Raw genomic sequence first — 22,542 nt, forward strand, 5'->3', positions numbered from 1 at the left:
TGAGCGTCAAGTTTTCGTTTAGACTTGATGGGCTTGTTGCGCATGAAACCTGATTGCATTTTTCCCGGCGTTCTTGGCTTCATACATCGCCAGATCAGCAAGCTTCACCAGTACCTGAGGTATGTGCCCATGATCAGGGTAAACACTTATGCCGATACTGGGCGTGACTGAAACCAGATGCCCTTCCGATAAAATAACCTCGCCGACACTCTCCAGCACCTTGCGGGCAATTGGCTCGATTTCATTCACATCGCGAATATCTTCCAAGACCATGGCAAATTCATCGCCGCCGAGACGCGCCACGGTATCGGCCTCTCGCAAGCACGCTTTCAGCCGCGTCGCTATCGCGGTGAGGGTAGCGTCGCCCACGGTGTGCCCCAGACGGTCATTGATTTCTTTGAAGTGGTCCAGATCAAGGAAAAAAATCGCCACCTGCAAACCCGCTCGATGACCGCGCGCGATTGCCTGTGTCAGTCGTTCATGAAACAAAACACGGTTGGGTAAATCAGTCAGCGGATCGTGAGTTGCCAGGTAGCCCTGAAACTCCTGCTCCTCATGCTGCTTGGTAATGTCACTGCAAACGGCTGCGTAATTGACTTCGGATGAATTCAACCCACGAATGGCAGTGATGGACAGGGACTCAAGGTAGAGATCGCCACTCTTTTTGCGGTTCCATAGTTTTCCTTGCCAATACCCCGTGTCGCTAAGGCTTCGCCACATCTCGCTGTAAAACTCGGAAGACTGTCGGCCGGAGTGCCACAAACTCGGTGTGGCGCCCAACAGTTCCTCTTCGGCGTATCCGCTCATTTTGACGAAGGCCGGATTGACCTTGGTAATCCTTCCAAGGTGATCAGTAATGATCACCCCGTCCATGCTGATGTTGAATACCTGGTCCACAAGCCAGAGGTGCTCACGCGCTTTGCGCTCGGCACTGTCGCGCTGCCGCCTCCAGTGCAACACCACCCCGCTCACAGCGGCTACGCCCAAGACCAAAAGAGCGATTGCTATCCAGAGGATCTGGTTGAGCACCCCCCTGCTGAGGGTAGCGAAACGTGCAGCTTGCTCAACGTTGGTGTCTATATTCGCAGTCAATAGCCTATCCAGGTGATCCAGAGCAGGAATCTTCCCCTGATACCAGAGCATGACACTTTCATAATTGCCGGTTTCCAATCGCCGGAGGAACTCCCGAGCGATCGTGATGGCCTGAGGCACGGCGTCAGCAAGCTCTGCGGCGAGTCGTTTCTCCCTGGCGCTACTGACGCCCTCCGGATAATAGAGACGCCATTCCCGGGCAATAACATCGAGGTAGTGTCTTATTTCTCTCGAATACTCATCGGTACTGACAGGATTGCGAAGGGCAAAAATCCGCCAATGCAGACGGCGTATATTGATTTCCGCGGCTCGAATATTGGCAAGGTGCCCAATCGGTGCAGAGTTACCGAAATACATGACCTGAATATAACCATCCAGCTTACTGACCGCTAACAGCCCACCCAGCACAGAGGCGACCGAAATGGCAATACCGAGAACGAGAGAGACATGAATCCTCAACGAACCCTTGCCGAACAAGTATGACCGCATCATATTTCCACCAAAGCCTGGCCGACACTTTACTTACGCCGAAAAGCGTCGCCATTACTTATTATCAACCTCAAGAGACGAGCGGCAGATCGAGAAAAAATCTTAGGCCTTAAATGTTTATCCAACCACGCATTCAACTCATAGAGCCTTACCGGTGAGGTCCCCGGATACTCCCTCAGCACTGCAAGTATGTTGCAGTGCGCCTGATGATTCGACTGCAAACACCTGCTTTCAATATATTGGCTGATAAAATCGTTAATATTGCAGGTCTCATACCTCGAGATAAATATCGTACTCAAGCTTTGCGGATATTGTTCTATTAGCTCGGAACTCATCTTCCGACTCCTATCAGTGAGACCTGTACGACATGCAATCCTTACTTTTTTTGATTCGAGCGCAAGTCTCAGCGATACAGCGCATCAACTGTGATTTTCAAAGCGTGCGAGCCGATGAAAGTAAAATGCCTGATGCAAAGCAGCAAGAAGAACCCATCCCTAGAGAAGCGTACCGGCTTGTCTCCGCCCTCACCATCAGGCAATCCTGAAAATGCATGCAGCATTGATGTCGCTTCAGGGCACATGCTGTTGAAGATAGCGAGCAGTGATAAACAGAAAAACAATCAATTCCTATTGGAATAAATTAGCATCGCGACAGAACGCCATAAGCTCCTGATCAGTCTTGACCCCTAGCTTACGCATTGCCGCTACCTTTTGAGTGCTGATGGTCTTGGGACTACGATGGTGATCATCGGCAATATCGCGCAAACTCTTGCCAAAATAGAACAACCGCAACACCTCCAGCTCGCGCAAGGACAATAGTGCCAGGCGCTCCTCGATTTGACTGCCTTCTGACCCCGACTGATTTTTGTTAGAAGCTAAACACTTATACTTTCTCCGATGAATCAAGGCATCCAGAGCATGCTGTATTTCTGCATGCAACTGATTTTTCTCAACAACACCGGCAACACCAAGATCATAAAGTCGAGAGAAAATCGAACTATTTGAAACCATGGTCAAGACAAGTATTTTCAAAAATGGATAGTTACGAACCAAGTACTCCATCAACTTCAGCCCGTCACCATATATGGAGTCCCCAGGCATGCTGTAATCGCTAATCAGTACATCCGGTTTCTTGCTGTTCAATTCCTGTATCAGCTGGCTGGGACTCGAGGCCTCACCCACCACAAGAAAACGATCGTCACGCTTGATAAGCTCGCTCACCCCCAGCAGCACTATCGGGTGATCATCTGCGATGACAACGGTGATCGGTTTCATACTCATGCTGTGAGGCCCGTGAAGAAGATTGACGCCGTTCATACCGATGCGAGCAAAGCCGACAGCCTGTCGAGTGCCCGATCAATTTCAGTGACTAAAGCAGAATCTATCGTTTGTTCGCGTAGTTGATGCTCCAACTGTCCAAATACCAGAGATAGTTTTTCAGCCCGCACCACCGAGAGTGCACCGCTAACGGAATGCAGAATCTCGACCGCATCAGTCTGTGCCCCACGCGCCATGGCCGAGCGGATGGCATCCAGGTCCTGCTGCATGGTTCGCTGAAACAATCCACGCATCGCATCTGAGAGCACAACCGTCGCCGCATCGTTGTCAGGTTCAGCTGGGCAAGAGAGGCGTGATACCGCCGTGTTGCTGTGTTCAACACGTTCAACACGTTCAACGCTCACCAGCATGTCGTGCAAGGTTGTCAACTTCAAGGGTTTGACCATCCAGGCACTCATACCCGAAGCACAACAACGCTCACCTTCGTCGCGCATGGCGTTGGCAGTTATACCAATGATGGGTACGTCCCTGTCTTGTCTACGTATTTTCTTCGCGAGTTCATAACCATTGAGCACGGGCATATTCACGTCGCTCAGTACCACATCAAAATCGCCCTGCTCCCAGAGTTCCAGCGCCTGGTCGCCATTGCTGGCAACAATGACACTGCAGCCCAGGGTCTCGAGCTGCTCCTTGAGGATAGCCTGATTGATCAGGTTATCTTCGGCGACCAGTACGTGAAGTTTCAGTGCCGGCAGCGTTGCGCCATCCGCCGCCGGGGCGGGGTGATAATTCTCTTCGCAAGCGATCAGCACCCCCTGAGCGATAGCCCGGATATGATGAGCACTCACTCTGAAACCCGTAGCTGTCAACTCCGGAACCTGAGGCCCTTCGTGATCACAGGACAGTCGCTTGCCATTCCAGGTAAAACGTAATTCGCCGCCGCCTAACACATCGACCAGTAGTGCGTCAGAAAGCATCTTGTGCGACCTGGCCGAGACCACCGTAGCGCTTGCACCGTATCGAGTCATCCAGGCGCAAATGTTCTCGGCCAGTTCAGGGGCCGGCGCATGTACATAAACCTGGCGGCCGCCAAGGTCCAAGGCAGTGTCTTTTACCGGGCCTGGCTCTGATTGAATGAAAGGCAACCTGACCGTAAAACTGCTACCCAGACCTTGCTCGCTGGTAACGGTCAGCTCGCCATCCATCAGTTCGACAAACCTGCTACAGATGGAAAGGCCCAATCCCGTTCCGCTGACGACGTTGCTGGTGCTCGCCTGGTAGAAAGGCTCAAATATATGCAGCTGTTGTTCCGGAGTAATACCAATACCGGAATCCGCCACCTGATACTCCATAACGGGATTTCTCCCACCCTCTTTTTTTACCCGGCAGCGCAAGACAACACGACCAATACCGGTAAACTTTATGGCATTGCTTAGCAAGTTGTTCAAAATCTGACGAATTTTAACCTGATCACCGAATAGCAAGGCTGGAATATCAGGGTCAATACAGGCATAGATCTGCAAGCCTTTGGCACGTGCAGCGGCAACATGCGTGCTCATGACACCTTCGACGAAGTCCAGTGTCGGGAAGGATGAAACATCCAGTTCAAGCTGCCCGGACTCAATCTTCGACACGTCCAGCACATCGCTGATTATTTGCAGGACCGTCGAAGACGAAGCGTGCATCGTACGCAGGTAATCCTGCTGGCGCTGATCGAGACGGGTCAGGCTCAAAAGCTCCAATGTACCCAACACGCCGTAAAGGGGCGTACGTATCTCATGGCTCATCGTAGCCAGAAAAATGGTTTTAGCATTATTCGCCCGCTCGGCCCCTAACTTGGCTTTATGCAGGGCCACCGAACGTTGTTGATGCTCGGTAACATCTGAAAAAGCACAAAGCAGCACATCCTGCTCCTGGTAGCGGGCAAAGGAGTAACTGACGAGGTAGTAACATCCCTGCAAGGTCATACAGGCATCACCGCTTAATATAACGCCGGGCTTGCGCAGCATGTTGACGATGGACTGTGAGACAGCGCTGCCTGCCTGGGCGCGTTTATTTTCAAGAACAACCTGACCATCAGACAATCTGATGACCACAAGCCCAGCGGGAGCACCTTCGACTATCGCATGGTTAAACGCATGACTTTCGACCAATTCAGCTTGTGCTTTTTTTGCGGGAATGACTACGCGCTTTTTATAGTAGTGATACAACACTCGAAACAACACGAATAACAAAATAGATACTATAAAGATACGCAGGATGGGCAAAGCTGCCCAACGAGCAAGACCACGATAGTCAATAAAATATTGAGCTAGCCATTTTTCATTTTTGATAGCCGTGTCAAGCACAGAAATCAACAAGCCATTGCCAGTAAACGACAGACCGCTACTTCCCTCTGACGCCTCACGGTGCCCGATCAAGATATTTCCTTCGGGATCAATCAGGGTAAACCTTCCATGAAAAGGCAAATCGGAATTTGGCGCCCCCTCGCTTAAATGCAGAACATCGAACAGCGTGGCTACAACGACGTGCTCCATACCGCTGTGCAGGCGAAGATCATCGTTGGGCAGCCGCCCATGAACGTAAGCTAGCATCTGCATGCTGTTACCGGGCGGCTGCGCACCTGACTCAGGTCGCGTCCAATGAATCTTATGATCGCTCAGCCGTGCAGCTGCCCTGGTGGTCTGCTCGCTTAACGCTCGCGAGATAGCGCTGTAGTTTTTACTGGTCAGTAAATTTTCATCGCGAAATTTTCCGATCGCAGGAACAGCAATACTGGACACGTTTTCGGGGCTGAAAACAAAAACTTGCGGTGAAAGAAAATGTGATTGCGCCCAAAATCGACTGTAGTAATTCGCCAAGTGCCAGCCGATCGAGGACAACGCACTCAAGCCCTTATCCTTCTGATCAAGCGCCACCGCCACAGTAAAGGGCAGGGAAAAAGAACTTTCGGACACTTCATAAATGTTAGTTATTGTATCAACGAACTGAAAGGTGGGCTTCAGGTTTTCTGGAGCAGTGACCAGCTCATCAGTGTGCTCCACCAACTTTGCAGAAATGGCTTGTAAGAACACCTCCTGTTCTTTTACATTTTCCATCACCCGGGCGAAATGAGAAGCCGCCTTTTCCTCCTCACTTCCCAGCAATAAAAAAATCGCCCATACATTGGTAATGGCCAATAAAAAAACCAGGCCAAGCGTGAGAAACAAACCGGTACTCAAACGCATGGAACTCTTCACCAGCAATCCAAAGAGAGTATCCGCTTTCATCGCGCGCCTCAAAAATTCACGTCAAGGCCTGACGTACCGATAAAATAATAGTCAACATTGACCTCACGCGATGACCATCAGGGCCGTCAACAGTACGCAGGTCCATCTTCCGACAACAGACATAAAAAACGATTGCAATCCAGCGCTTTGGATATTAAAAACCCCTGGGCCTGATCACAGTTTACTTCCTTCAGCAAGGCAAGCTCATCTGCCGTTTCCACCCCTTCTGCCACCACCCTCAACCCCAGCTGCTTGCCCAACGCGACAATGCTGGAAAGTGCTGCCGCGAGGTTTTCATTTTCAACGCAGCCGCTTACCAATGAGCGGTCAATCTTCAATTCGGTAAATGGCGTGGAGACTAGGTTAAAAATAGAACTGTAGCCTTTACCAAAATCATCCTGAGACAGCCCGAAGCCCTTGAAGCGAAGGCGACAGGCACCTGCAAAGTAGTGTCCGAGCCCTTTGGTGGCGGAGCTCTCCATGATCTCAAAGCAGATTCTCGAGGGCATCCCACCCTCGCTCATGACAAGTTCATGCAGTTGGTCCGGCAACTCGTCGTCATCCAGAAGATGGGTGGGCAGATTGATTGACACAGGGATATCGTAACCTTGCTTTCGCCATCTCAACTGAGCGCAAACCGTTTGAACGATGCATTGCATCAACAATGCCTCCTCCAGCCCATGGCGAATGACTCCAGGCAAAAAATCTTTAGGCATCAACAACAGTCCCGTCTGCGCATGCTGCCACCTTGCCAACGCCTCCGCGGCAACTATTCGTCCGGTAACCAACGACGTTTTCGGTTGAAACCACGGCTGGATCTGTCCCGAGCCAATGGCACTGCTCAGTTCGTCAAAGCCATATTCCTGAGGTACGCTAACGGGTAGCGAACAGCGTGATCTGAAACTCGATAACTTCTCCAGCAATTTCCGCAAAGCGCTTAGGTTTATTGGCTTGGGCAACTGACCTAAGACCATGAAGCCCAAACCTCTAGCCGCCAGACTGGCACTGATCATCATTCGCCCCGAGGCGGAACTCATAAATGCCAAGGGCGGCTTGTGTTTTAGCTGTGCAAGTTTCTGAACAAGTTGCACACCATCCATGCCCGGCATAATCAAATCACTGAGGACCAGATCAAACTCCTGAAGGTGAATTAACTCAATGGCTTCATATCCGTTTTTTGCGGCTTTTATGGAGACGCCACCCAATCTGCAAAACAGCTCGAGCAAACAGGCCTGCTGAAAAGGGTGGTCTTCGACAATCAGAATATTATAAGCCATCGACACAAGCCCTTTTATAGTGTTCTAAACAACTATAGAGCGTCCCCAAGCCAAAAGGTTTTACCAAGAGTCCTTGCATTCCCGCACTGAGACATCTATCACTTTCATCGCGCATTGCATTTGCCGTAGCACCGATAATTGGAATGCCGCAGCCGAGACTACGCAACTCTTTGGCCAAATCGTAGCCATTGATACCAGGCATGTTTATATCTGTAAGCACGACATCAAAATCTTCTTTAGACCACAACATCAATGCCTCGGAGGCGTTACCGGTCAATGCCACCTGACAACCTAACGCCTCCAGTTGATCCTTCAATATCAATTGATTGATAACATTATCTTCAGCAACCAATATTTTCAGCCCCAGATGCTTAGCCCCTTCGACTTCATTCAGCCGTACCGGCACACTCACCACCCCCTGAGCCTGCCTTAATGCATCGCGCAGTCCGCTGAGATCGTTCAATGAGACATTCCATTGATTGTCCGGCAGCTTTTCGTCTTCATCTTCTTCCAGGCTGACTACAATTCTCGGACCTTCCCATTCAGGAAGCATACGACTTCGCTTGCCCAAGTGAATTTCAAGCAGTACGGCGTTATTACCCGTTTTATCGCGACCAGGTGGCCCGGCCTGTGTCATTGCCCCCCAATTACGTAGCCAGCCGGCGATGTACTCAGACATTTCCAACGCGGGAGAGCAAACGTAAACCAGATTAGGCCATGCAGCGTGATGTTGTTTAACTTCCACTGCTGGCTGCACACGCTCGAGGGTCACGCCCAGAGTGAAACTGCTACCGAGGCCCGGCATGCTGACAACCCTGATACTCCCCCCCATCAACTCCGCCAAGCGCTTGCAAATTGACAGGCCCAAGCCGGTTCCGGCGATGACATTGGTGCTACTACCCGTTTGATAAAACGGATCAAACAGATAGGTTTGATCTTCCACTGCGATGCCGGGGCCACTGTCCGAAATCTGCCAATTAATTTTTATCGCCTGATCAGCATCCGCGCCCAACTTTACGCGCAGAACAACTTGCCCGCTGTCAGTAAACTTAACAGCATTACTGAGCAGATTATTCAATATCTGCCTTATCCGCGTAACATCGCCACGCAACACGTCTGGTGTATGATGATCAATATACGAGTAGAGCATGACTCCTTTACTTCTTGCCGCACCCGCATAGCTCTGAACAACACTACAAACCAATTCAACCGGTGAAAACTCCTGAACATCCAGCGCCAACTGACCCGCTTCAATCTTGGCGACATCCAGCACGTCACAGACCAAATTCAATAACGCTGACGATGAGCTTTCAATCGCATGCAAATAGGCCTTTTGCTGGCTCTTGAGTTCGGTTTTAGCTAATAACTCCAGCGTTCCCAGGACCCCGTACAGCGGCGTCCTGATTTCATGACTCATTGTGGCCAGAAATAACGTCTTCGCTTCGTTCGCGGCATCCGCAATTTTCTTGGCCTCTGCCATTGCGGCTTCAACCTGCTTGCGGGTACTAAAGTCGGCGAACGCACAAAACAGAACATCCTCGCCATTGTAACGAGTTTTCACGAAACTCAGATAAAGATGGCGGCCGTTGCCCGCCTGAAATTCATCCGAGCGATTGGATTCGTTATTATCAAAGGCTTGTTCTATCCAGCGGTGACACAGACGCTCGCGCTCGTTACATTCACCCAACCATTGTTCCGAAAGCCGGTTTTCCAATACGACCTGGCCATCGGCGCGACGCAGCACACACAACGCGACAGGAGCTGCTTGTATGACCGCACGGCTGAACGCCTCGCTTTCTATCAATGCATCTATGCGTTGAGTGGCTGGCTCGATAAGCCTTCGCTCTATTCTCGATACTAACCTGTAAACCAATAATGCAGTAAGCAGGATTACCGCCAGAGAGATTACGAACGGCCAGTAGAATACGCTTAACAATGAAAAAAGGTCGATACTGTAAAAGACAGTCCAATCGGAATATCCCAGTTTTTTACGCATGACCATTTTGTCAGGCACAACCCCAGCCCCTGCGAGGCCAAATGTCTTATTTATTTCCATGATCGCAGTAGGCGCAGTGCTCTCGGTAACGCTAGCGCTGCTCATCATTACGTCGCCATTAGGATTGAGCATCATAAATTGCCCTGCCGTGTCGTCATGCAAGGTATTAGTGACGTCTGAAGCATCCATTTCCATGCCTATCCATCCCGACCGCAGGCGATCAGGGTCCGCTAAGGTAAACAGATAAAGTCGCGGCGGGATTGAATACTGGTCACTTATCCAGATTTGTTGATCTGGCCTGAGCGCCTGAGTATCGATTTCATGCAGCCTTCGTATTACTTGATCAGATAGCGGAGCTTGAAATACCAGACTTTTACTCAGGTACACAACGGCCGTACCCGGTTCATCGACATAAACCAGATTGATTCGGCTTTCCGTCAAGACACTGATCATGCGTTCAGGCAAGTGCAGCGCCCAGTCTTTCGCAGGTATGCCCTCCTCTGCATTGATTTTTTTTTGTGCAGGTGTCTGTTCAGCCAACGTCCCTGAATCGTCTACCACAGAAAGGACAAGGTACCTTAATAACGCTTCACGCTGAGTGAAAAGTACCCGTGCACTGGTAATGGCGTCACTCATATAGCGCTGACGCCGGGATATTTCGCTATTAAACGCGGTACTCAGGGTAATGATTGCCCCTGCGATGGCCCCCAGAACAAGAATTTGGGCGAACAAGCGCAACAGCCTGCGCGCCGCTTTTGGGGTGGAGAAGTAGGAGTCCGCGGGTTGTAAGAATTGCTTCAGCTTCATGAAACAAGGGTAAGTGCAATGCACAATCGCCTTCCATCAGCGAAACCTGAAAAATAGAGAGCTGATTCTCAATTCCATTGGCAATCGCTGCTGCTGCGCAGTCTGCTAGACGCGATATTTGCGCTTACCTGGCGCTCTCAGGTGGAATGTGCATCTGGCTCAGCACACCTCCCGGGCCGAGAACCCGAGCCATTGAAAGCAAATGCTTTTCCTGCATATGCGCAGTAAAAAGGTCTATCAACTCTAAAACCTCTGGGCCGACCTTATCGCCACAGTACAGAACGGCCGCGAAGCGCCCCATGATTTCGGCGTTGAGCTGGGCTCGTTCACGCAGGGAATGAGCGGGTGTGTCTTTCTCTACCCCTTCAAAAATTACAGAAGCAAGTACAATTCCGATAGCCTCGATCAACTTGCTAATATCCAAGTCGGCGATTCTCATCATTCCCCCCACAACTCGATACCTGTAATTGTTTTTTGCCTGCGCAATGGAGGGGCGCTGCTGCCCTGCCTCCTCCAATTGCTAACCCTTGAGCACCGATAAGCCAACTCGCTCGCAGACGTCAGCAGAGCACTTTCACGTCAAAAACTTTTTGGTCAGATCATTCATAGCGATTGCCAGTTTCGAAAGCTCGTCGCTTGCAGTTGCCGTTTGACTCGCCCCCGCCGACGTTTGAATCGAAAGGTCTCTGATACTGACCAGATTGGTATCAACCGAACGAGCGACTTGCGCTTGCTCCTCGGAAGCTGCGGCGATCAGGAAATTCCTTTCATTAATTTCCGTGATTGATTTTGAAATAGCCGCCAGTGCTTCCCCGGCTTCCTGGGCAACACCTAAGGTAGCTTCTGCGTTTGCACAGCTTTGCCCCATTGAAAGGACAGCTTGCTCGGCGCCCGACTGAATATCGGAAATCATGCTCTCGATTTCCTTGGTCGACTCCTGCGTACGGTAGGCCAATGCCCTGACCTCATCGGCAACCACAGCGAACCCACGGCCTTGGTCTCCCGCCCGGGCTGCCTCAATCGCTGCGTTCAGTGCCAACAGGTTTGTTTGCTCGGCGATAGCGCGGATGACATCCAGTACTTTGCTGATGTTCTGGGCTTTACACGCCAGCCCCTCGACTTCCCCACTTGTAGTGTTGACGGTAGAACTCAAGTTGCGAATAGCGTCGACCGTCTCCTTGACCCGGTCAGAGCCGGTCCGTGTGGAGCGCTCGGAAAACTGCGCGAACTCCGATGCTGCCGCCGCGTTTCTCGCTACTTCTTCTACCGCTGCGGTCATCTCGTTTACCGCCGTGGCGGCTTGTTCGATCTCGTTGTTCTGCCGTTGCAAGCCGACACTGGACTCTTCGGTAACGGAATACATTTCCTCGGCTGCAGCTGCCAGCTGAGTGGCCGAGCCGCCCATGTGCCGGATCGTTTCGCGCAAGCTGGTCTGCATGGCTGCTGTCGACAGCATCAGGTCGGTCAGCTCATCCTTTCCGGTGATCTCGAGGTTGGCGGTAAGATCGCCGTCCGAAATTCTACGATTGATATTTAGTACCGATAGCAATGGAACCGTAATGCTTCGGGCGAACATAAAACCGAGAGCAACGCTCAACAACATGACAAAAATATCAATGCCAATGACCGTCTTGATAGAGCTCTGATAAACCTCTTCAGACTCAATCCCGGATTGACGCCCGCCCGCACGGTTCAGCTCGGCAAGATCACCGATAGTAGCCTGCAACTGATTGGTTGGCTGCCGAATATTCTGATCTATATAGTCGATTGCCGCTGTTGCATTACCAGAACTGGCAATCTCTAGAAACGCACCAAGTTTGAGATCATAACTTGCCACACCAACTTTAACAGCCTCATAGAGCTTTTGCTCTTGATCACTGCTCACCTGATTTTTATAGCCCTCGACAACCTCTCTCAGCTTGATTCTGGTGTCAGTAATGGTGTCCTTTGAGGCTTGACGCACATCAGCACTCGTGGAATTGATCATTCGAAAACTTTCCAAACGAAGCCTGAGCACCATCGATTCGATCATGCCCGCCTGGCGAACACTCTCCATCCAGTTTTTTTCTATCTCGACTGCCGCAGCTCTAACCCGCCCCATCTGCCAAAGAGAAATACCACCAAGAGCGATGACCAGAAGATTAATGATTAAAAAAATCAAAACCGCACGATGCGCCAGCCTGAGTTTTCTGAGCTGCATTTTCAATTCCTACTGACGGCCAGTTAAAGATATTCGAATTCACCGTCTCGGCAAATTTCATCCCGCGACTGACCGATTCAAGAGATGCGCCAAGCACGAATAACACGGTAATAGCGATTGAGCTTATCCACGTAAAATCCGAATAACCATCAGGCGATTCTTAAAATTGAAAAATTGCACAGAAGCACCACGCGCAATGCACCACCTGCGACGCCACTGATAATTTATCGAGATAGCTCTTTTAGCGGCACTGGAGTAGCTGGGGATGCGATTGGATACCCGGCTCGCACCGAAAAACCGACATCGAGAGGGAAACGGGAATTCGCAGTAAGAATGGTGTCCCAGGGCAGGTTCGAACTGCCAACCTTCCCCTTAGGAGGGGGATGCTCTATCCAATTGAGCTACTGAGACACAGGACCGGCAACGAGTGCTGCACGGCGGGGGACGGCGTGCATGTTAACCACCACATCGGCATTTGTCATGTCATCCGTGGGGCTTTTTGCCTGTAGTCTTTGTTCGGTAGCCGGTGACAATCGTGCATTCTGCAACAAGGCAGTGGGCCATTATTGCAAAATGCCCGGAAAGCTCGACTAGAGATATTCATAACCAGCTGATTTACAAAGAAAAATAGCCATAAAAACGACTGGCATGCAGTGTGCTGCTTCTATTCCATTGCAAGGGCTCGGCAATCGCCCTTCACACGGTGGAGTATGGCTTATGAACCGCACACTGCTTTTGCTCAACGCCCTGGCATTGGCCGTCTTCGTGGGCTTGATGGCGCAACCGCAAGACTTCGCGAGCTCTTCACCGACCCAGGGGGCGCCTACGATGCATCCGCAACGTGCCGTATTCGACGCTGGGAAAGCCCTCACCCCGACCCCGTCATTGAGCCTACAACCCCCACCGCACCAGCAGGAGCGACTGAGCTTCTGAGCGGCTAACCCAACAGCCCCTGTCCACGTAGCAACCCAAGCAGGCGCGCCACGGTATCATCGAGCAGGGTTGAGTTATCCAGCAGGTGCACGTCCTGATCCGGTAACGCCAGCTGTTGGCTGCGCGCCAGCCGCCTTTCGATATCTTCCAGACTTTCCCGGCCACGGGCGAGCAAGCGCTGACGTAGCACTTGCGGCTCGACAGTCAGCAATACCGCCAGAAGATCAGGATAACGTTGGCGGGCCTTGGACAGGTGCGCGCGAGATCCGTTGACCAACACCGTTCGCCCCTGCTGCAACCAGCTGTCGATCTGCACAGGGATGCCATATGCCAGGCCATTAGCCTGCCAATGCAGGGCAAAGTCGCCCTCGGCGCACATCTGTTCGAAACGCGGCAAAGAAACACCAACAGCATCTTCACCCTTGGCTTCAGCCGAACGGGTTATCACGCGCCGGGCAATTGCCACATCGTGATTCTCCAAGGCTGGACGGGCAGCATCGATCAGTGAGTCTTTGCCAGAGCCAGAAGGCCCCATCAAATAGACCAGGCGGCCAGGCATTGCTGTACGGCCCGCGGTACTTGCGTCATGCTGCATAGCCACTATGCTCATCGGTAAGGAAGCCTGCGCATTCTAGACGCTTTTCACGGCCTTTTTCGCGTGGTGGACGGGTAGATGAAAAAATGAAAACTTTTCAAACCAGTCCTCATTTCTGATAATTGGTACTGGCAAAACGCCTTTACCCGGTTCAATATTTGTCACAGAATTGACGCCAAGGAACCGGCGACAATGAGGCATGATTCTTACCTCATTCACAATTCAGGTTGAACATTTTGTCGCCGTGATGGTCGTATTGAAATCGTGCGGCCAATTTCGAGAACCGCTTCCCCCTGAACTAAAACCGGTCAATTATATGCGCCCATTGAAACAGGCTGTTTACTCAAGCCGCACCGCTGACAAATTCGTCGTCCGCCTCCCCGACGGAATGCGTGAGCGCATTGCCGAGGTAGCGCGCCACCACCATCGCAGCATGAACTCGGAAATCATCGCCCGCCTGGAACAGAGCCTGATCCAGGAAGGAGCTCTGGGTGACGAGCTGAGCATGCGCCTGGACAGTCCGGAGCTGTCGCTTCACGAACGTGAATTGCTGCAACGCTTCCGTCAACTTTCCCACCGCCAGCAGAACGCTCTGGTGGCCCTGATTGCCCACGACGTCGAAATGGCGGCTGACGCCTCCTGATGACCGGCCCGCAATTGAAAAAGCCAGCGTAAGCTGGCTTTTTTTATGGCTGCATTTTATTGAAACCTAGAGCAGGAAGATGGTGGCCAGGCCAAGGAAGATGAAAAAGCCACCACTGTCGGTCATGGCCGTGATCATCACACTGGCACCCATCGCCGGATCGCGCCCCAGGCGCGCCAGCGTCATGGGAATCAATACCCCCATCAGCGCCGCGAGCAGCAGGTTGAGGGTCATAGCCGCCGTCATCACCACACCGAGCGACCAACTACCATACAACAGGTAGGCCACTACACCGATCACCCCGCCCCACACCAGGCCGTTGATCAAGGCAACTGCGAGTTCTTTGCGCATCAATCGCGAGGTGTTACCTGGGCTAACCTGGTCAAGCGCCATGGCGCGCACGATCATGGTGATGGTCTGGTTACCGGAGTTGCCGCCGATACCCGCCACGATCGGCATCAGTGCCGCCAGCGCCACCAACTTCTCGATCGAGCCTTCGAACAGGCCGATTACCCGAGAAGCCACGAATGCAGTAATGAGGTTGATCGCCAGCCATGCCCAACGGTTGCGTAGCGAACGCCAGACCGAGGCAAAGATGTCTTCTTCTTCGCGCAGACCGGCCATGTTCAGCACTTCGGTCTCGCTTTCCTCACGAATCAGGTCGACCATCTCGTCAATGGTCAGACGGCCGATCAAGCGACCGTTCTTGTCCACCACCGGCGCCGATACCAGGTCGTAACGCTCGAAGGCCTGGGCAGCGTCGTAGGCATCCTCTTCCGGCTGGAACACCACCGGGTCGTCGGCCATGACTTCGGCGACTTTCTTCTCGGGATCGTTGACCAGCAGACGCTTGATCGGCAGCACGCCCTTGAGGATGCCGTCGTAATCGACCACGAAGAGTTTGTCGGTGTGCCCCGGCAGCTCTTTGAGCCGGCGCAGGTAACGCAGTACCACTTCGAGGCTGACGTCTTCGCGGATGGTGACCATCTCGAAGTCCATCAGCGCACCGACCTGCTCCTCGTCATAGCTCAGTGCCGAGCGCACGCGCTCACGCTGCTGGGCATCGAGGGTTTCCATCAGCTCATGGACAACGTCACGGGGCAGCTCTGGCGCCAGGTCGGCCAGCTCGTCGGCGTCCATCTCCTTGGCGGCGGCGAGCAGCTCATGATCGTCCATGTCGGCGATCAGCGTTTCCCGAACCGAGTCGGATACTTCCAGGAGGATGTCGCCGTCGCGCTCGGCCTTGACCAGCTGCCAGACAGTCAGACGATCGTCCAGGGGCAAGGCTTCGAGAATGTAAGCGACGTCAGCCGAGTGCAGATCATCGAGCTTGCGTTGCAACTCGACGAGGTTCTGCCGGTGAACGAGGTTTTCTACCAGGTCATGGTGATGACCTTCCTGGCGGTGCGTCAGGTCTTCGACCACACGCTGACGCTGCAGCAGTTCGACCACCTGAGCCAGGCGATCCTGCAAGCTCTCTTGCGTCTTTTTTGCTTCGATTTCAGTCATAGGCGAACTCCACTCCCAGCAGCGGAGCACGCCGGGAGAATCAATCAGTCAGATCTTGATTGGCAAAACTTGCTATTGAGTAACTACTGGGTAAGTCCATGGTGGTATTCCACAAGCCCCGGCGGGGCTGACGGGCGCAATCATACACCGCTTGAGCTGTCAGGGTGCTGAAAAAATCGCGGCTAGAACAATCGTTTGCGGGACATGGTTAGGACAACCTGTGCACCTATCAGTGCGACGGCTACCCGGCTAAAAAAAGCACATGTCAGCAAGAGAAAGATAGAACGCGGAAAAGCAAAAAGCCCGCCTGAGAAGGCGGGCTTTCTGTTGTATGGTGCACTCAGGAGGATTCGAACCTCCGACCGCTCGGTTCGTAGCCGAGTACTCTATCCAGCTGAGCTATGAGTGCAGGGTTGGCGCTTGATGGACCAGGTCACCTCTGGTTGAAGCTGAAGCAACTTTCAAGAAGAAAACTGCTTCGTCGTATGGTGCACTCAGGAGGATTCGAACCTCCGACCGCTCGGTTCGTAGCCGAGTACTCTATCCAGCTGAGCTATGAGTGCAGGGTTGGCGCTTGATGGACCAGATCACCTCTGGTTGAAGCTGAAGCAACTTTCAAGAAGAAAACCGCTTCGTCGTATGGTGCACTCAGGAGGATTCGAACCTCCGACCGCTCGGTTCGTAGCCGAGTACTCTATCCAGCTGAGCTATGAGTGCATTTGTTACCGCGCATTATAGGCCGCTAAATCTTTTTGCCAACCACTTTTTCGTTTAATTTCAACGACTTACGCGATTCAGGCAGATTACAGCGCCCTACATGAATAATGGCGGAGAAGGGGGGATTCGAACCCCCGATACCCTTGTGAGGTATACTCCCTTAGCAGGGGAGCGCCTTCGGCCACTCGGCCACCTCTCCGCAACACGGGGCGTATAATAACCAGAGCTTTCCCCGTTTGCAAACTCTTTTTTGAAAAAAACTCGATAAAAATTAATGGCTTGGTTCTTCGTCCTTCTCTTTCTTGATCCGCAGGTAGATTTCCTCACGGTGGACGGCCACTTCTTTAGGGGCATTCACGCCGATTCGCACCTGGTTTCCTTTGACGCCAAGCACGGTCACGGTGATCTCGCCATCGCCAATGATCAGGCTCTCGGCGCACCGTCGAGTCAGAATCAACATACCTTTCTCCTCACGAAATTCAGTTCAGGGATAACAGTCTGCAAAAAAAGGGCTTCGGCCTTTAACCCGTGACGGCTAATGACCTACGCCTAAGTATTGACTAGCGCGAGCAAAACGAAGGATTTCTCACACCAGCCAGAAACACGAAGGGCGCGGCTAAGCCGCGCCCTTGAGGCATTGCCTTACTCACCCTGTCGGGCGGGGGCGTCCAGTTCGAACGCGGTGTGCAGGGCGCGCACCGCCAGCTCCAGGTACTTCTCTTCGATCACTACCGAGACCTTGATCTCGGAGGTGGAGATCATCTGGATGTTGATGCTTTCTTTGGCCAGGGCTTCGAACATACGGCTGGCGACACCGGCGTGCGAGCGCATGCCGACACCGACGATCGAGACCTTGGCAATGTTGGTGTCACCCACCACTTCACGAGCATTGAGCTCCTCAGCGGTTTTATCCAGGACCTTGTGGGCCTTGTCGTAGTCGTTGCGGTGCACGGTGAAGGTGAAGTCGGTGGTGTTATCGTGCGACACGTTCTGCACGATCATGTCGACTTCGATGTTCGCGGCACTGATCGGGCCGAGGATCTTGAAAGCAACGCCCGGGGTATCCGGTACACCGCGAATGGTCAGCTTGGCTTCATCGCGATTGAAGGCGATGCCGGAAATGATCGGCTGTTCCATGGATTCCTCTTCATCAATAGTAATGAGGGTACCCGGACCCTCCTGGAAGCTGTGCAGTACACGCAGTGGAACGCTGTACTTGCCGGCGAACTCGACGGCACGGATCTGCAGAACCTTGGAACCGAGGCTGGCCATTTCCAGCATCTCTTCGAAGGTAATCTTGTCCAGACGCTGGGCCTGGGACACCACACGCGGATCGGTGGTGTAGACACCGTCCACATCGGTATAGATCTGGCATTCATCAGCCTTGAGCGCTGCCGCCAGGGCTACGCCCGTGGTGTCGGAACCACCACGCCCGAGGGTGGTGATGTTGCCGTGCTCATCAACGCCCTGGAACCCTGCGACGACAACGACCTTGCCTTCTTTGAGGTCGCTACGGATCTTCTGATCGTCGATCTGCAGGATGCGCGCTTTATTGTGCGCGCTATCGGTGAGGATACGCACCTGGTTGCCGGTATAGGACACCGCAGGCACGCCCCGCTTCATCAGCGCCATCGCCAGCAAAGCGATAGTCACCTGCTCACCGGTGGACACGATCACATCCAGTTCACGTGGAACCGGCTGATCGCTGATCTGCTTGGCCAGGTCGATCAGGCGATTGGTTTCGCCACTCATCGCCGACAGCACCACCACCAGATCGTCGCCGGCCTCGCGGAATTTCTTGACCTTGTCGGCAACCTGTTCGATTCGCTCGACCGTGCCGACCGAAGTGCCGCCAAATTTCTGTACGATCAACGCCATTTCAAAGCCGCCTCAGCCCATGAAGGGCACCCAATAAACATTCAAACGACACCATGGCCCGCCACTAGACGACGGGCCTTGCGGTGCCTTAAACGCCCTGTTCCACGAATGGCACGGTCAGGGCCAGCGCGTTGTCCAGCGCTGCAGTGTCAACGCCACCGCCTTGCGCCATGTCCGGACGACCGCCGCCCTTGCCGCCCACTGCGGCAGCGGCTTGCTTCATCAAATCACCGGCTTTGAGTTGGCCAGTCAGGTCTTTGGTCACACCGGCAACCAGTACGACCTTTTCCTCATGGACACTGCCGAGCAGGATCACTGCGCGGCCGAGTTTGTTCTTCAGTTGATCGACCAGCGCCAACAGCGCCTTGCCGTCCTGACCATCCAGACGTGCGGCCAGGACCTTGACGCCCTTGACCTCAACAGCCGAATTGGACAGGTCGTCACCAGCAGCGCTGGCAGCCTTGGCCTGCAATTGCTCCAGCTGTTTTTCCAGCTGGCGGTTACGCTCGAGCACGGCCGAAAGCTTGTCGATCAGGTTGTCGCGACTGCCCTTGACCAGCTGCGCGGCTTCCTTGAGCTGCTCTTCGGCAGCATTGAGGTAAGCCAGTGCCGCCTCACCAGTGACCGCTTCGATACGGCGCACACCGGAGGCTACACCACCTTCGCTGATGATCTTGAGCAGGCCGATATCGCCGGTACGCTTGGCGTGGATACCGCCGCACAGCTCGACGGAGAAGTCACCGCCCATGCTCAGCACGCGCACGCTGTCGCCGTATTTCTCGCCGAACAGCGCCATGGCGCCCTTCTGCTTGGCGGTCTCGATATCGGTCTCTTCGGTTTGCACCTCGGAGTTCTTGCGCACTTCGCGGTTGACGATGTCTTCCAGTGCCTTGAGCTGCTCTGGCTTGACCGCTTCGAAGTGACTGAAGTCGAAACGCAGGCGCTGGCTATCGACCAGCGAGCCTTTCTGTTGTACGTGATCGCCCAGCACCTGACGCAGCGCTGCGTGCAGCAAGTGGGTGGCAGAGTGGTTCAACGACGTGGCGTGCTGCACATCGGCGTCGACCTTGGCCTGAACCTTGGAACCGACCACCAGGGTACCGCTGGCTACCACACCGTGGTGCAGGAATGCGCCGCCGGTCTTGGTGGTGTCGCGCACATCGAAGCGCACGTTGGCGGCTTGCAGGTAACCGGTGTCACCGACCTGGCCACCAGACTCGGCGTAGAACGGCGTGCGATCGAGGATGACCACACCCTGCTCGCCTTCACCCAGCTGTTCGACAACCTTGCCGTCTTTATAAAGAGCAACAATGTTCGATTCGCTTTCGGTGCTGGTGTAGCCGGTGAACTCGGTGGCGACGTCGACCTTGACCAGGGTGTTGTAATCCAGGCCGAAGGCACTGGCGGAACGCGCGCGTTCACGCTGCGCTTCCATTTCCCGCTCGAAGCCTGCTTCATCGATAGTCAGCTCGCGCTCACGGGCGATGTCGGCGGTCAGGTCCATCGGGAAGCCGTAGGTGTCGTAGAGCTTGAACACCACGTCACCGGGAACCACGCTGCCCTTGAGCTCGGCCAGGTCCTGCTCGAGGATCTTCAGGCCTTGCTCCAGGGTCTTGGCGAACTGCTCTTCTTCAGCCTTGAGCACGCGCTCGATGTTGGCCTGTTGCTGGGTGAGCTCTGGGAAGGCTTCGCCCATCTCGGCGACCAGCGCCGCAACGATCTTGTAGAAGAAGCTGCCGGTAGCACCCAGCTTGTTGCCGTGGCGGCAAGCGCGACGAATGATCCGGCGCAGCACGTAGCCACGGCCTTCGTTGGACGGCAGTACGCCGTCGGCAATCAGGAAGCCACAGGAACGGATGTGGTCGGAGACCACCTTGAGCGACGACTGCTCTTCGTTCTTGCAACCGATGGCGGCGGCGGCAGCATCGAGCAGGCTGCGGAACAGGTCGATCTCATAGTTCGAGTGCACGTGCTGCATGACCGCACTGATACGCTCCAGGCCCATACCGGTATCCACCGACGGCGCTGGCAGCGGGTGCAGCACGCCATCGGCGGTGCGGTTGAACTGCATGAAGACGTTGTTCCAGATCTCGATGTAACGGTCACCGTCTTCTTCCGGCGAGCCGGGTGGGCCGCCCCAGATGTCAGGGCCGTGATCGTAGAAGATCTCGGTGCAAGGACCGCACGGGCCGGTATCGCCCATGGTCCAGAAGTTGTCGGAGGCGTAAGGTGCGCCCTTGTTGTCACCAATGCGCACCATACGCTCGGCGGGAACGCCGATTTCCTTGGTCCAGATGTCGTACGCCTCGTCATCGCTGGCGTAGACAGTGACCCAGAGTTTCTCTTCCGGCAGGTTCAGTACCTTGGTCAGGAAGGTCCAGGCGTAGGTGATGGCGTCTTTCTTGAAATAGTCGCCGAAGCTGAAGTTGCCCAGCATTTCGAAGAAAGTGTGGTGACGGGCGGTGTAGCCGACGTTTTCCAGGTCGCTGTTCTTGCCACCGGCGCGCACGCACTTCTGGCTGCTGGTCGCGCGGGTGTAGGCGCGCTTTTCCTGGCCAAGGAAGCAGTCCTTGAACTGGTTCATCCCCGCGTTGGTGAACAGCAGGGTCGGGTCGTTGCCCGGAATCAAGGAGCTGGAGGCAACTCGGGTATGTCCCTGCTCTTCGAAGAAGCGAAGGAAGGCTTCACGGATTTCTGCGCTTTTCATAGGTTCTTCCACGGAAACGGCGGCCTTACGGCAAATGCTTGCGTCAAATTGACGAAACGACGGCAAAGGGCCGCATTATATCGGGCCTTAGGCTCGGATGCAGTGTGTTTATGCTATAGAAACCGCCAATTGGACGCTCTGCAACCTTCAGCTGATGCCGTATTACTGGGGATGCGCGGTGGAATTGGCAAGGTTTCCCGGATGAAATGCCATTCATCCGCAAAAAAATCGTTAGCAGCCTATACGTTAGCTTCACATATGTGCTAATAATTCTCCGCCGCCGACCTTCGGTGGCAACGTTCTCAGGGCGGGGTGCAACTCCCCACCGGCGGTAATTGCGCACTGCGCATAGCCCGCGAGCGCTTGCAGATTTGTCTTGCAAGGTCAGCAGACCCGGTGTGATTCCGGGGCCGACGGTCATAGTCCGGATAAAGAGAGAACGGGATAGGCACCGCTGTGTCTGTCGTTGCGCACCTGCGTGGCGAAATCCCCTTCGATCCAGATGCCCTGTTTCTCATACAAACAGGAGTCCGTTTCAATGCAACCTACCGCAATCGATAGCAAAAACCCTACTCACGAACGCATCGCTTTCATCCAGGCCTGCTGGCACAAGGATATTGTCGATCAGGCACGTAAAGCCTTCGTCGAGGAAATGGGTGTTTTGGGCTATCAGGCAAGCGATATCGATTTCTTCGAAGTCGGTGGCGCCTTCGAAATCCCCCTGCACGCCAAACTGCTGGCCCGCAGCGGCCGCTATGCCGGCATTGTTGCCGCGGGCCTGGTCGTCGATGGCGGCCTGTACCGCCATGAGTTCGTGGCCCAGTCGGTGATCAGCGGCCTGATGCAGGTTCAGCTGGAAACCGAAGTGCCGGTGTTCTCGGTGGTCCTGACCCCGCATCACTTCCACGCCGGTGATGAACACCAGAACTTCTACTTCGAGCATTTCCTGGTCAAGGGTGCCGAGGCGGCGAAGACCTGTGCCGATACCCTGCAGAAGTTGCGCGCCCTGCGCCGCAATGAAATGCCGCAGAAACGCGTAGGTTAACAGCGACCGGTGGGAGGGGGGGGGGGGGGGGGGGGGGGGGGGGGGGGGGGGGGGGGGGTCGAGGAGGAGAAAAGCAACAAAAAAACACCACAAAACAGAGTATTGAGG

The 22,542-nt window shown here is 53.9% G+C and carries 15 protein-coding genes, 5 tRNA genes and 1 riboswitch; of the genes, 3 read left to right on the plus strand and 17 right to left on the minus strand.

Annotation, left to right across the window (positions count from 1 at the left end; all coding sequences use genetic code 11):
* Positions 1 to 18: 18 nt before the first annotated feature.
* The 8 genes from ACO6VD_RS13685 to ACO6VD_RS13720 all read right to left on the minus strand — a co-directional run bounded on the left by ACO6VD_RS13685 (position 19) and on the right by ACO6VD_RS13720 (position 12,818).
* Positions 19 to 1,584 (minus strand): diguanylate cyclase domain-containing protein, encoded by a 1,566-nt coding sequence (locus tag ACO6VD_RS13685; RefSeq protein WP_422419768.1) that lies wholly within the window; start codon positions 1,582 to 1,584, stop codon positions 19 to 21.
* Positions 1,585 to 2,207: 623 nt separating this feature from the next.
* The gene (locus ACO6VD_RS13690; RefSeq protein ID WP_422419790.1) at positions 2,208 to 2,855 is read right to left on the minus strand and encodes a response regulator; all 648 of its coding nucleotides are present in this window, start codon (positions 2,853 to 2,855) and stop codon (positions 2,208 to 2,210) included.
* A gap of 38 nt (positions 2,856 to 2,893) precedes the next feature.
* Complete coding sequence (locus ACO6VD_RS13695) at positions 2,894 to 6,127, minus strand: ATP-binding protein (RefSeq protein ID WP_422419770.1); 3,234 nt, start codon at positions 6,125 to 6,127, stop codon at positions 2,894 to 2,896.
* An 86-nt stretch (positions 6,128 to 6,213) separates the two neighbouring features.
* Positions 6,214 to 7,404, minus strand: a complete 1,191-nt coding sequence (locus tag ACO6VD_RS13700) for an EAL domain-containing response regulator (RefSeq protein ID WP_422419772.1) — start codon at positions 7,402 to 7,404, stop codon at positions 6,214 to 6,216.
* Entirely contained in the window at positions 7,394 to 10,207 is a 2,814-nt protein-coding gene (locus ACO6VD_RS13705; protein ID WP_422419774.1) for an ATP-binding protein, read from the minus strand. Before ACO6VD_RS13705 ends, ACO6VD_RS13700 begins: the two co-directional genes overlap by 11 nt.
* A gap of 124 nt (positions 10,208 to 10,331) precedes the next feature.
* A complete protein-coding gene (locus ACO6VD_RS13710; protein ID WP_422419776.1) occupies positions 10,332 to 10,646 on the minus strand; it encodes a hypothetical protein in 315 nt (104 codons plus the stop codon).
* Positions 10,647 to 10,781: 135 nt separating this feature from the next.
* Complete coding sequence (locus ACO6VD_RS13715) at positions 10,782 to 12,407, minus strand: methyl-accepting chemotaxis protein (protein WP_422419778.1); 1,626 nt, start codon at positions 12,405 to 12,407, stop codon at positions 10,782 to 10,784.
* A gap of 334 nt (positions 12,408 to 12,741) precedes the next feature.
* A tRNA-Arg gene (locus ACO6VD_RS13720) sits at positions 12,742 to 12,818 on the minus strand.
* A 306-nt stretch (positions 12,819 to 13,124) separates the two neighbouring features.
* Here ACO6VD_RS13720 and ACO6VD_RS13725 point away from each other — a divergent pair.
* The gene (locus ACO6VD_RS13725; protein WP_422419780.1) at positions 13,125 to 13,340 is read left to right on the plus strand and encodes a hypothetical protein; all 216 of its coding nucleotides are present in this window, start codon (positions 13,125 to 13,127) and stop codon (positions 13,338 to 13,340) included.
* A gap of 4 nt (positions 13,341 to 13,344) precedes the next feature.
* On the opposite strand, the gene phnN is transcribed toward ACO6VD_RS13725, so the two are convergent.
* Positions 13,345 to 13,935: a phosphonate metabolism protein/1,5-bisphosphokinase (PRPP-forming) PhnN gene (gene phnN, locus ACO6VD_RS13730; protein WP_422419792.1), complete on the minus strand. Its 591-nt coding sequence runs from the start codon at positions 13,933 to 13,935 to the stop codon at positions 13,345 to 13,347.
* Positions 13,936 to 14,251: 316 nt separating this feature from the next.
* Between phnN and ACO6VD_RS13735 the strand changes: the two genes are divergently transcribed.
* Positions 14,252 to 14,578 carry an Arc family DNA-binding protein gene (locus ACO6VD_RS13735; protein ID WP_128324296.1) on the plus strand — a complete coding sequence of 109 codons (327 nt, stop codon included), beginning with the start codon at positions 14,252 to 14,254 and terminating at the stop codon, positions 14,576 to 14,578.
* 66 nt (positions 14,579 to 14,644) lie between these two features.
* On the opposite strand, the gene mgtE is transcribed toward ACO6VD_RS13735, so the two are convergent.
* From mgtE to alaS, 8 genes are all read right to left on the minus strand, one after another.
* The gene (gene mgtE / locus ACO6VD_RS13740; protein ID WP_400172088.1) at positions 14,645 to 16,087 is read right to left on the minus strand and encodes a magnesium transporter; all 1,443 of its coding nucleotides are present in this window, start codon (positions 16,085 to 16,087) and stop codon (positions 14,645 to 14,647) included.
* 332 nt (positions 16,088 to 16,419) lie between these two features.
* Positions 16,420 to 16,496, minus strand: a tRNA-Arg gene (locus ACO6VD_RS13745).
* Between the two features lie 77 nt (positions 16,497 to 16,573).
* A tRNA-Arg gene (locus ACO6VD_RS13750) sits at positions 16,574 to 16,650 on the minus strand.
* 77 nt (positions 16,651 to 16,727) lie between these two features.
* Positions 16,728 to 16,804: transfer RNA gene (locus tag ACO6VD_RS13755), tRNA-Arg, on the minus strand.
* 108 nt (positions 16,805 to 16,912) lie between these two features.
* Positions 16,913 to 17,003, minus strand: a tRNA-Ser gene (locus ACO6VD_RS13760).
* Between the two features lie 72 nt (positions 17,004 to 17,075).
* Positions 17,076 to 17,264 (minus strand): carbon storage regulator CsrA, encoded by a 189-nt coding sequence (gene csrA, locus ACO6VD_RS13765; RefSeq protein WP_002554426.1) that lies wholly within the window; start codon positions 17,262 to 17,264, stop codon positions 17,076 to 17,078.
* 182 nt (positions 17,265 to 17,446) lie between these two features.
* Positions 17,447 to 18,682 carry an aspartate kinase gene (locus tag ACO6VD_RS13770; protein WP_400172089.1) on the minus strand — a complete coding sequence of 412 codons (1,236 nt, stop codon included), beginning with the start codon at positions 18,680 to 18,682 and terminating at the stop codon, positions 17,447 to 17,449.
* Between the two features lie 88 nt (positions 18,683 to 18,770).
* Positions 18,771 to 21,389, minus strand: a complete 2,619-nt coding sequence (alaS, locus tag ACO6VD_RS13775; RefSeq protein WP_422419784.1) for an alanine--tRNA ligase — start codon at positions 21,387 to 21,389, stop codon at positions 18,771 to 18,773.
* Positions 21,390 to 21,683: 294 nt separating this feature from the next.
* Positions 21,684 to 21,834, plus strand: a riboswitch (FMN riboswitch).
* 93 nt (positions 21,835 to 21,927) lie between these two features.
* Between alaS and ACO6VD_RS13780 the strand changes: the two genes are divergently transcribed.
* A complete protein-coding gene (locus tag ACO6VD_RS13780) occupies positions 21,928 to 22,434 on the plus strand; it encodes a 6,7-dimethyl-8-ribityllumazine synthase (protein WP_422419786.1) in 507 nt (168 codons plus the stop codon).
* The last annotated feature ends 108 nt before the right edge of the window (positions 22,435 to 22,542 follow it).

It is taken from the genome of Pseudomonas sp. GZD-222 (assembly GCF_049310525.1).
GTDB lineage: Bacteria > Pseudomonadota > Gammaproteobacteria > Pseudomonadales > Pseudomonadaceae > Aquipseudomonas.

What these genes read in the sequence shown, in the direction of transcription:
- mgtE (WP_400172088.1), bottom strand. Translation starts at nt 16,087, where the DNA reads ATGACTGAAATCGAAGCAAAAAAGACGCAAGAGAGCTTGCAGGATCGC.
- csrA (WP_002554426.1), bottom strand. Translation starts at nt 17,264, where the DNA reads ATGTTGATTCTGACTCGACGGTGCGCCGAGAGCCTGATCATTGGCGAT.
- ACO6VD_RS13705 (WP_422419774.1), bottom strand. Translation starts at nt 10,207, where the DNA reads ATGAAGCTGAAGCAATTCTTACAACCCGCGGACTCCTACTTCTCCACC.
- ACO6VD_RS13710 (WP_422419776.1), bottom strand. Translation starts at nt 10,646, where the DNA reads ATGAGAATCGCCGACTTGGATATTAGCAAGTTGATCGAGGCTATCGGA.
- ACO6VD_RS13770 (WP_400172089.1), bottom strand. Translation starts at nt 18,682, where the DNA reads ATGGCGTTGATCGTACAGAAATTTGGCGGCACTTCGGTCGGCACGGTC.
- alaS (WP_422419784.1), bottom strand. Translation starts at nt 21,389, where the DNA reads ATGAAAAGCGCAGAAATCCGTGAAGCCTTCCTTCGCTTCTTCGAAGAG.
- ACO6VD_RS13780 (WP_422419786.1), top strand. Translation starts at nt 21,928, where the DNA reads ATGCAACCTACCGCAATCGATAGCAAAAACCCTACTCACGAACGCATC.
- ACO6VD_RS13690 (WP_422419790.1), bottom strand. Translation starts at nt 2,855, where the DNA reads ATGAAACCGATCACCGTTGTCATCGCAGATGATCACCCGATAGTGCTG.
- ACO6VD_RS13725 (WP_422419780.1), top strand. Translation starts at nt 13,125, where the DNA reads ATGAACCGCACACTGCTTTTGCTCAACGCCCTGGCATTGGCCGTCTTC.
- ACO6VD_RS13735 (WP_128324296.1), top strand. Translation starts at nt 14,252, where the DNA reads ATGCGCCCATTGAAACAGGCTGTTTACTCAAGCCGCACCGCTGACAAA.
- ACO6VD_RS13715 (WP_422419778.1), bottom strand. Translation starts at nt 12,407, where the DNA reads ATGCAGCTCAGAAAACTCAGGCTGGCGCATCGTGCGGTTTTGATTTTT.
- ACO6VD_RS13685 (WP_422419768.1), bottom strand. Translation starts at nt 1,584, where the DNA reads ATGATGCGGTCATACTTGTTCGGCAAGGGTTCGTTGAGGATTCATGTC.
- ACO6VD_RS13700 (WP_422419772.1), bottom strand. Translation starts at nt 7,404, where the DNA reads ATGGCTTATAATATTCTGATTGTCGAAGACCACCCTTTTCAGCAGGCC.
- phnN (WP_422419792.1), bottom strand. Translation starts at nt 13,935, where the DNA reads ATGCAGCATGACGCAAGTACCGCGGGCCGTACAGCAATGCCTGGCCGC.
- ACO6VD_RS13695 (WP_422419770.1), bottom strand. Translation starts at nt 6,127, where the DNA reads ATGAAAGCGGATACTCTCTTTGGATTGCTGGTGAAGAGTTCCATGCGT.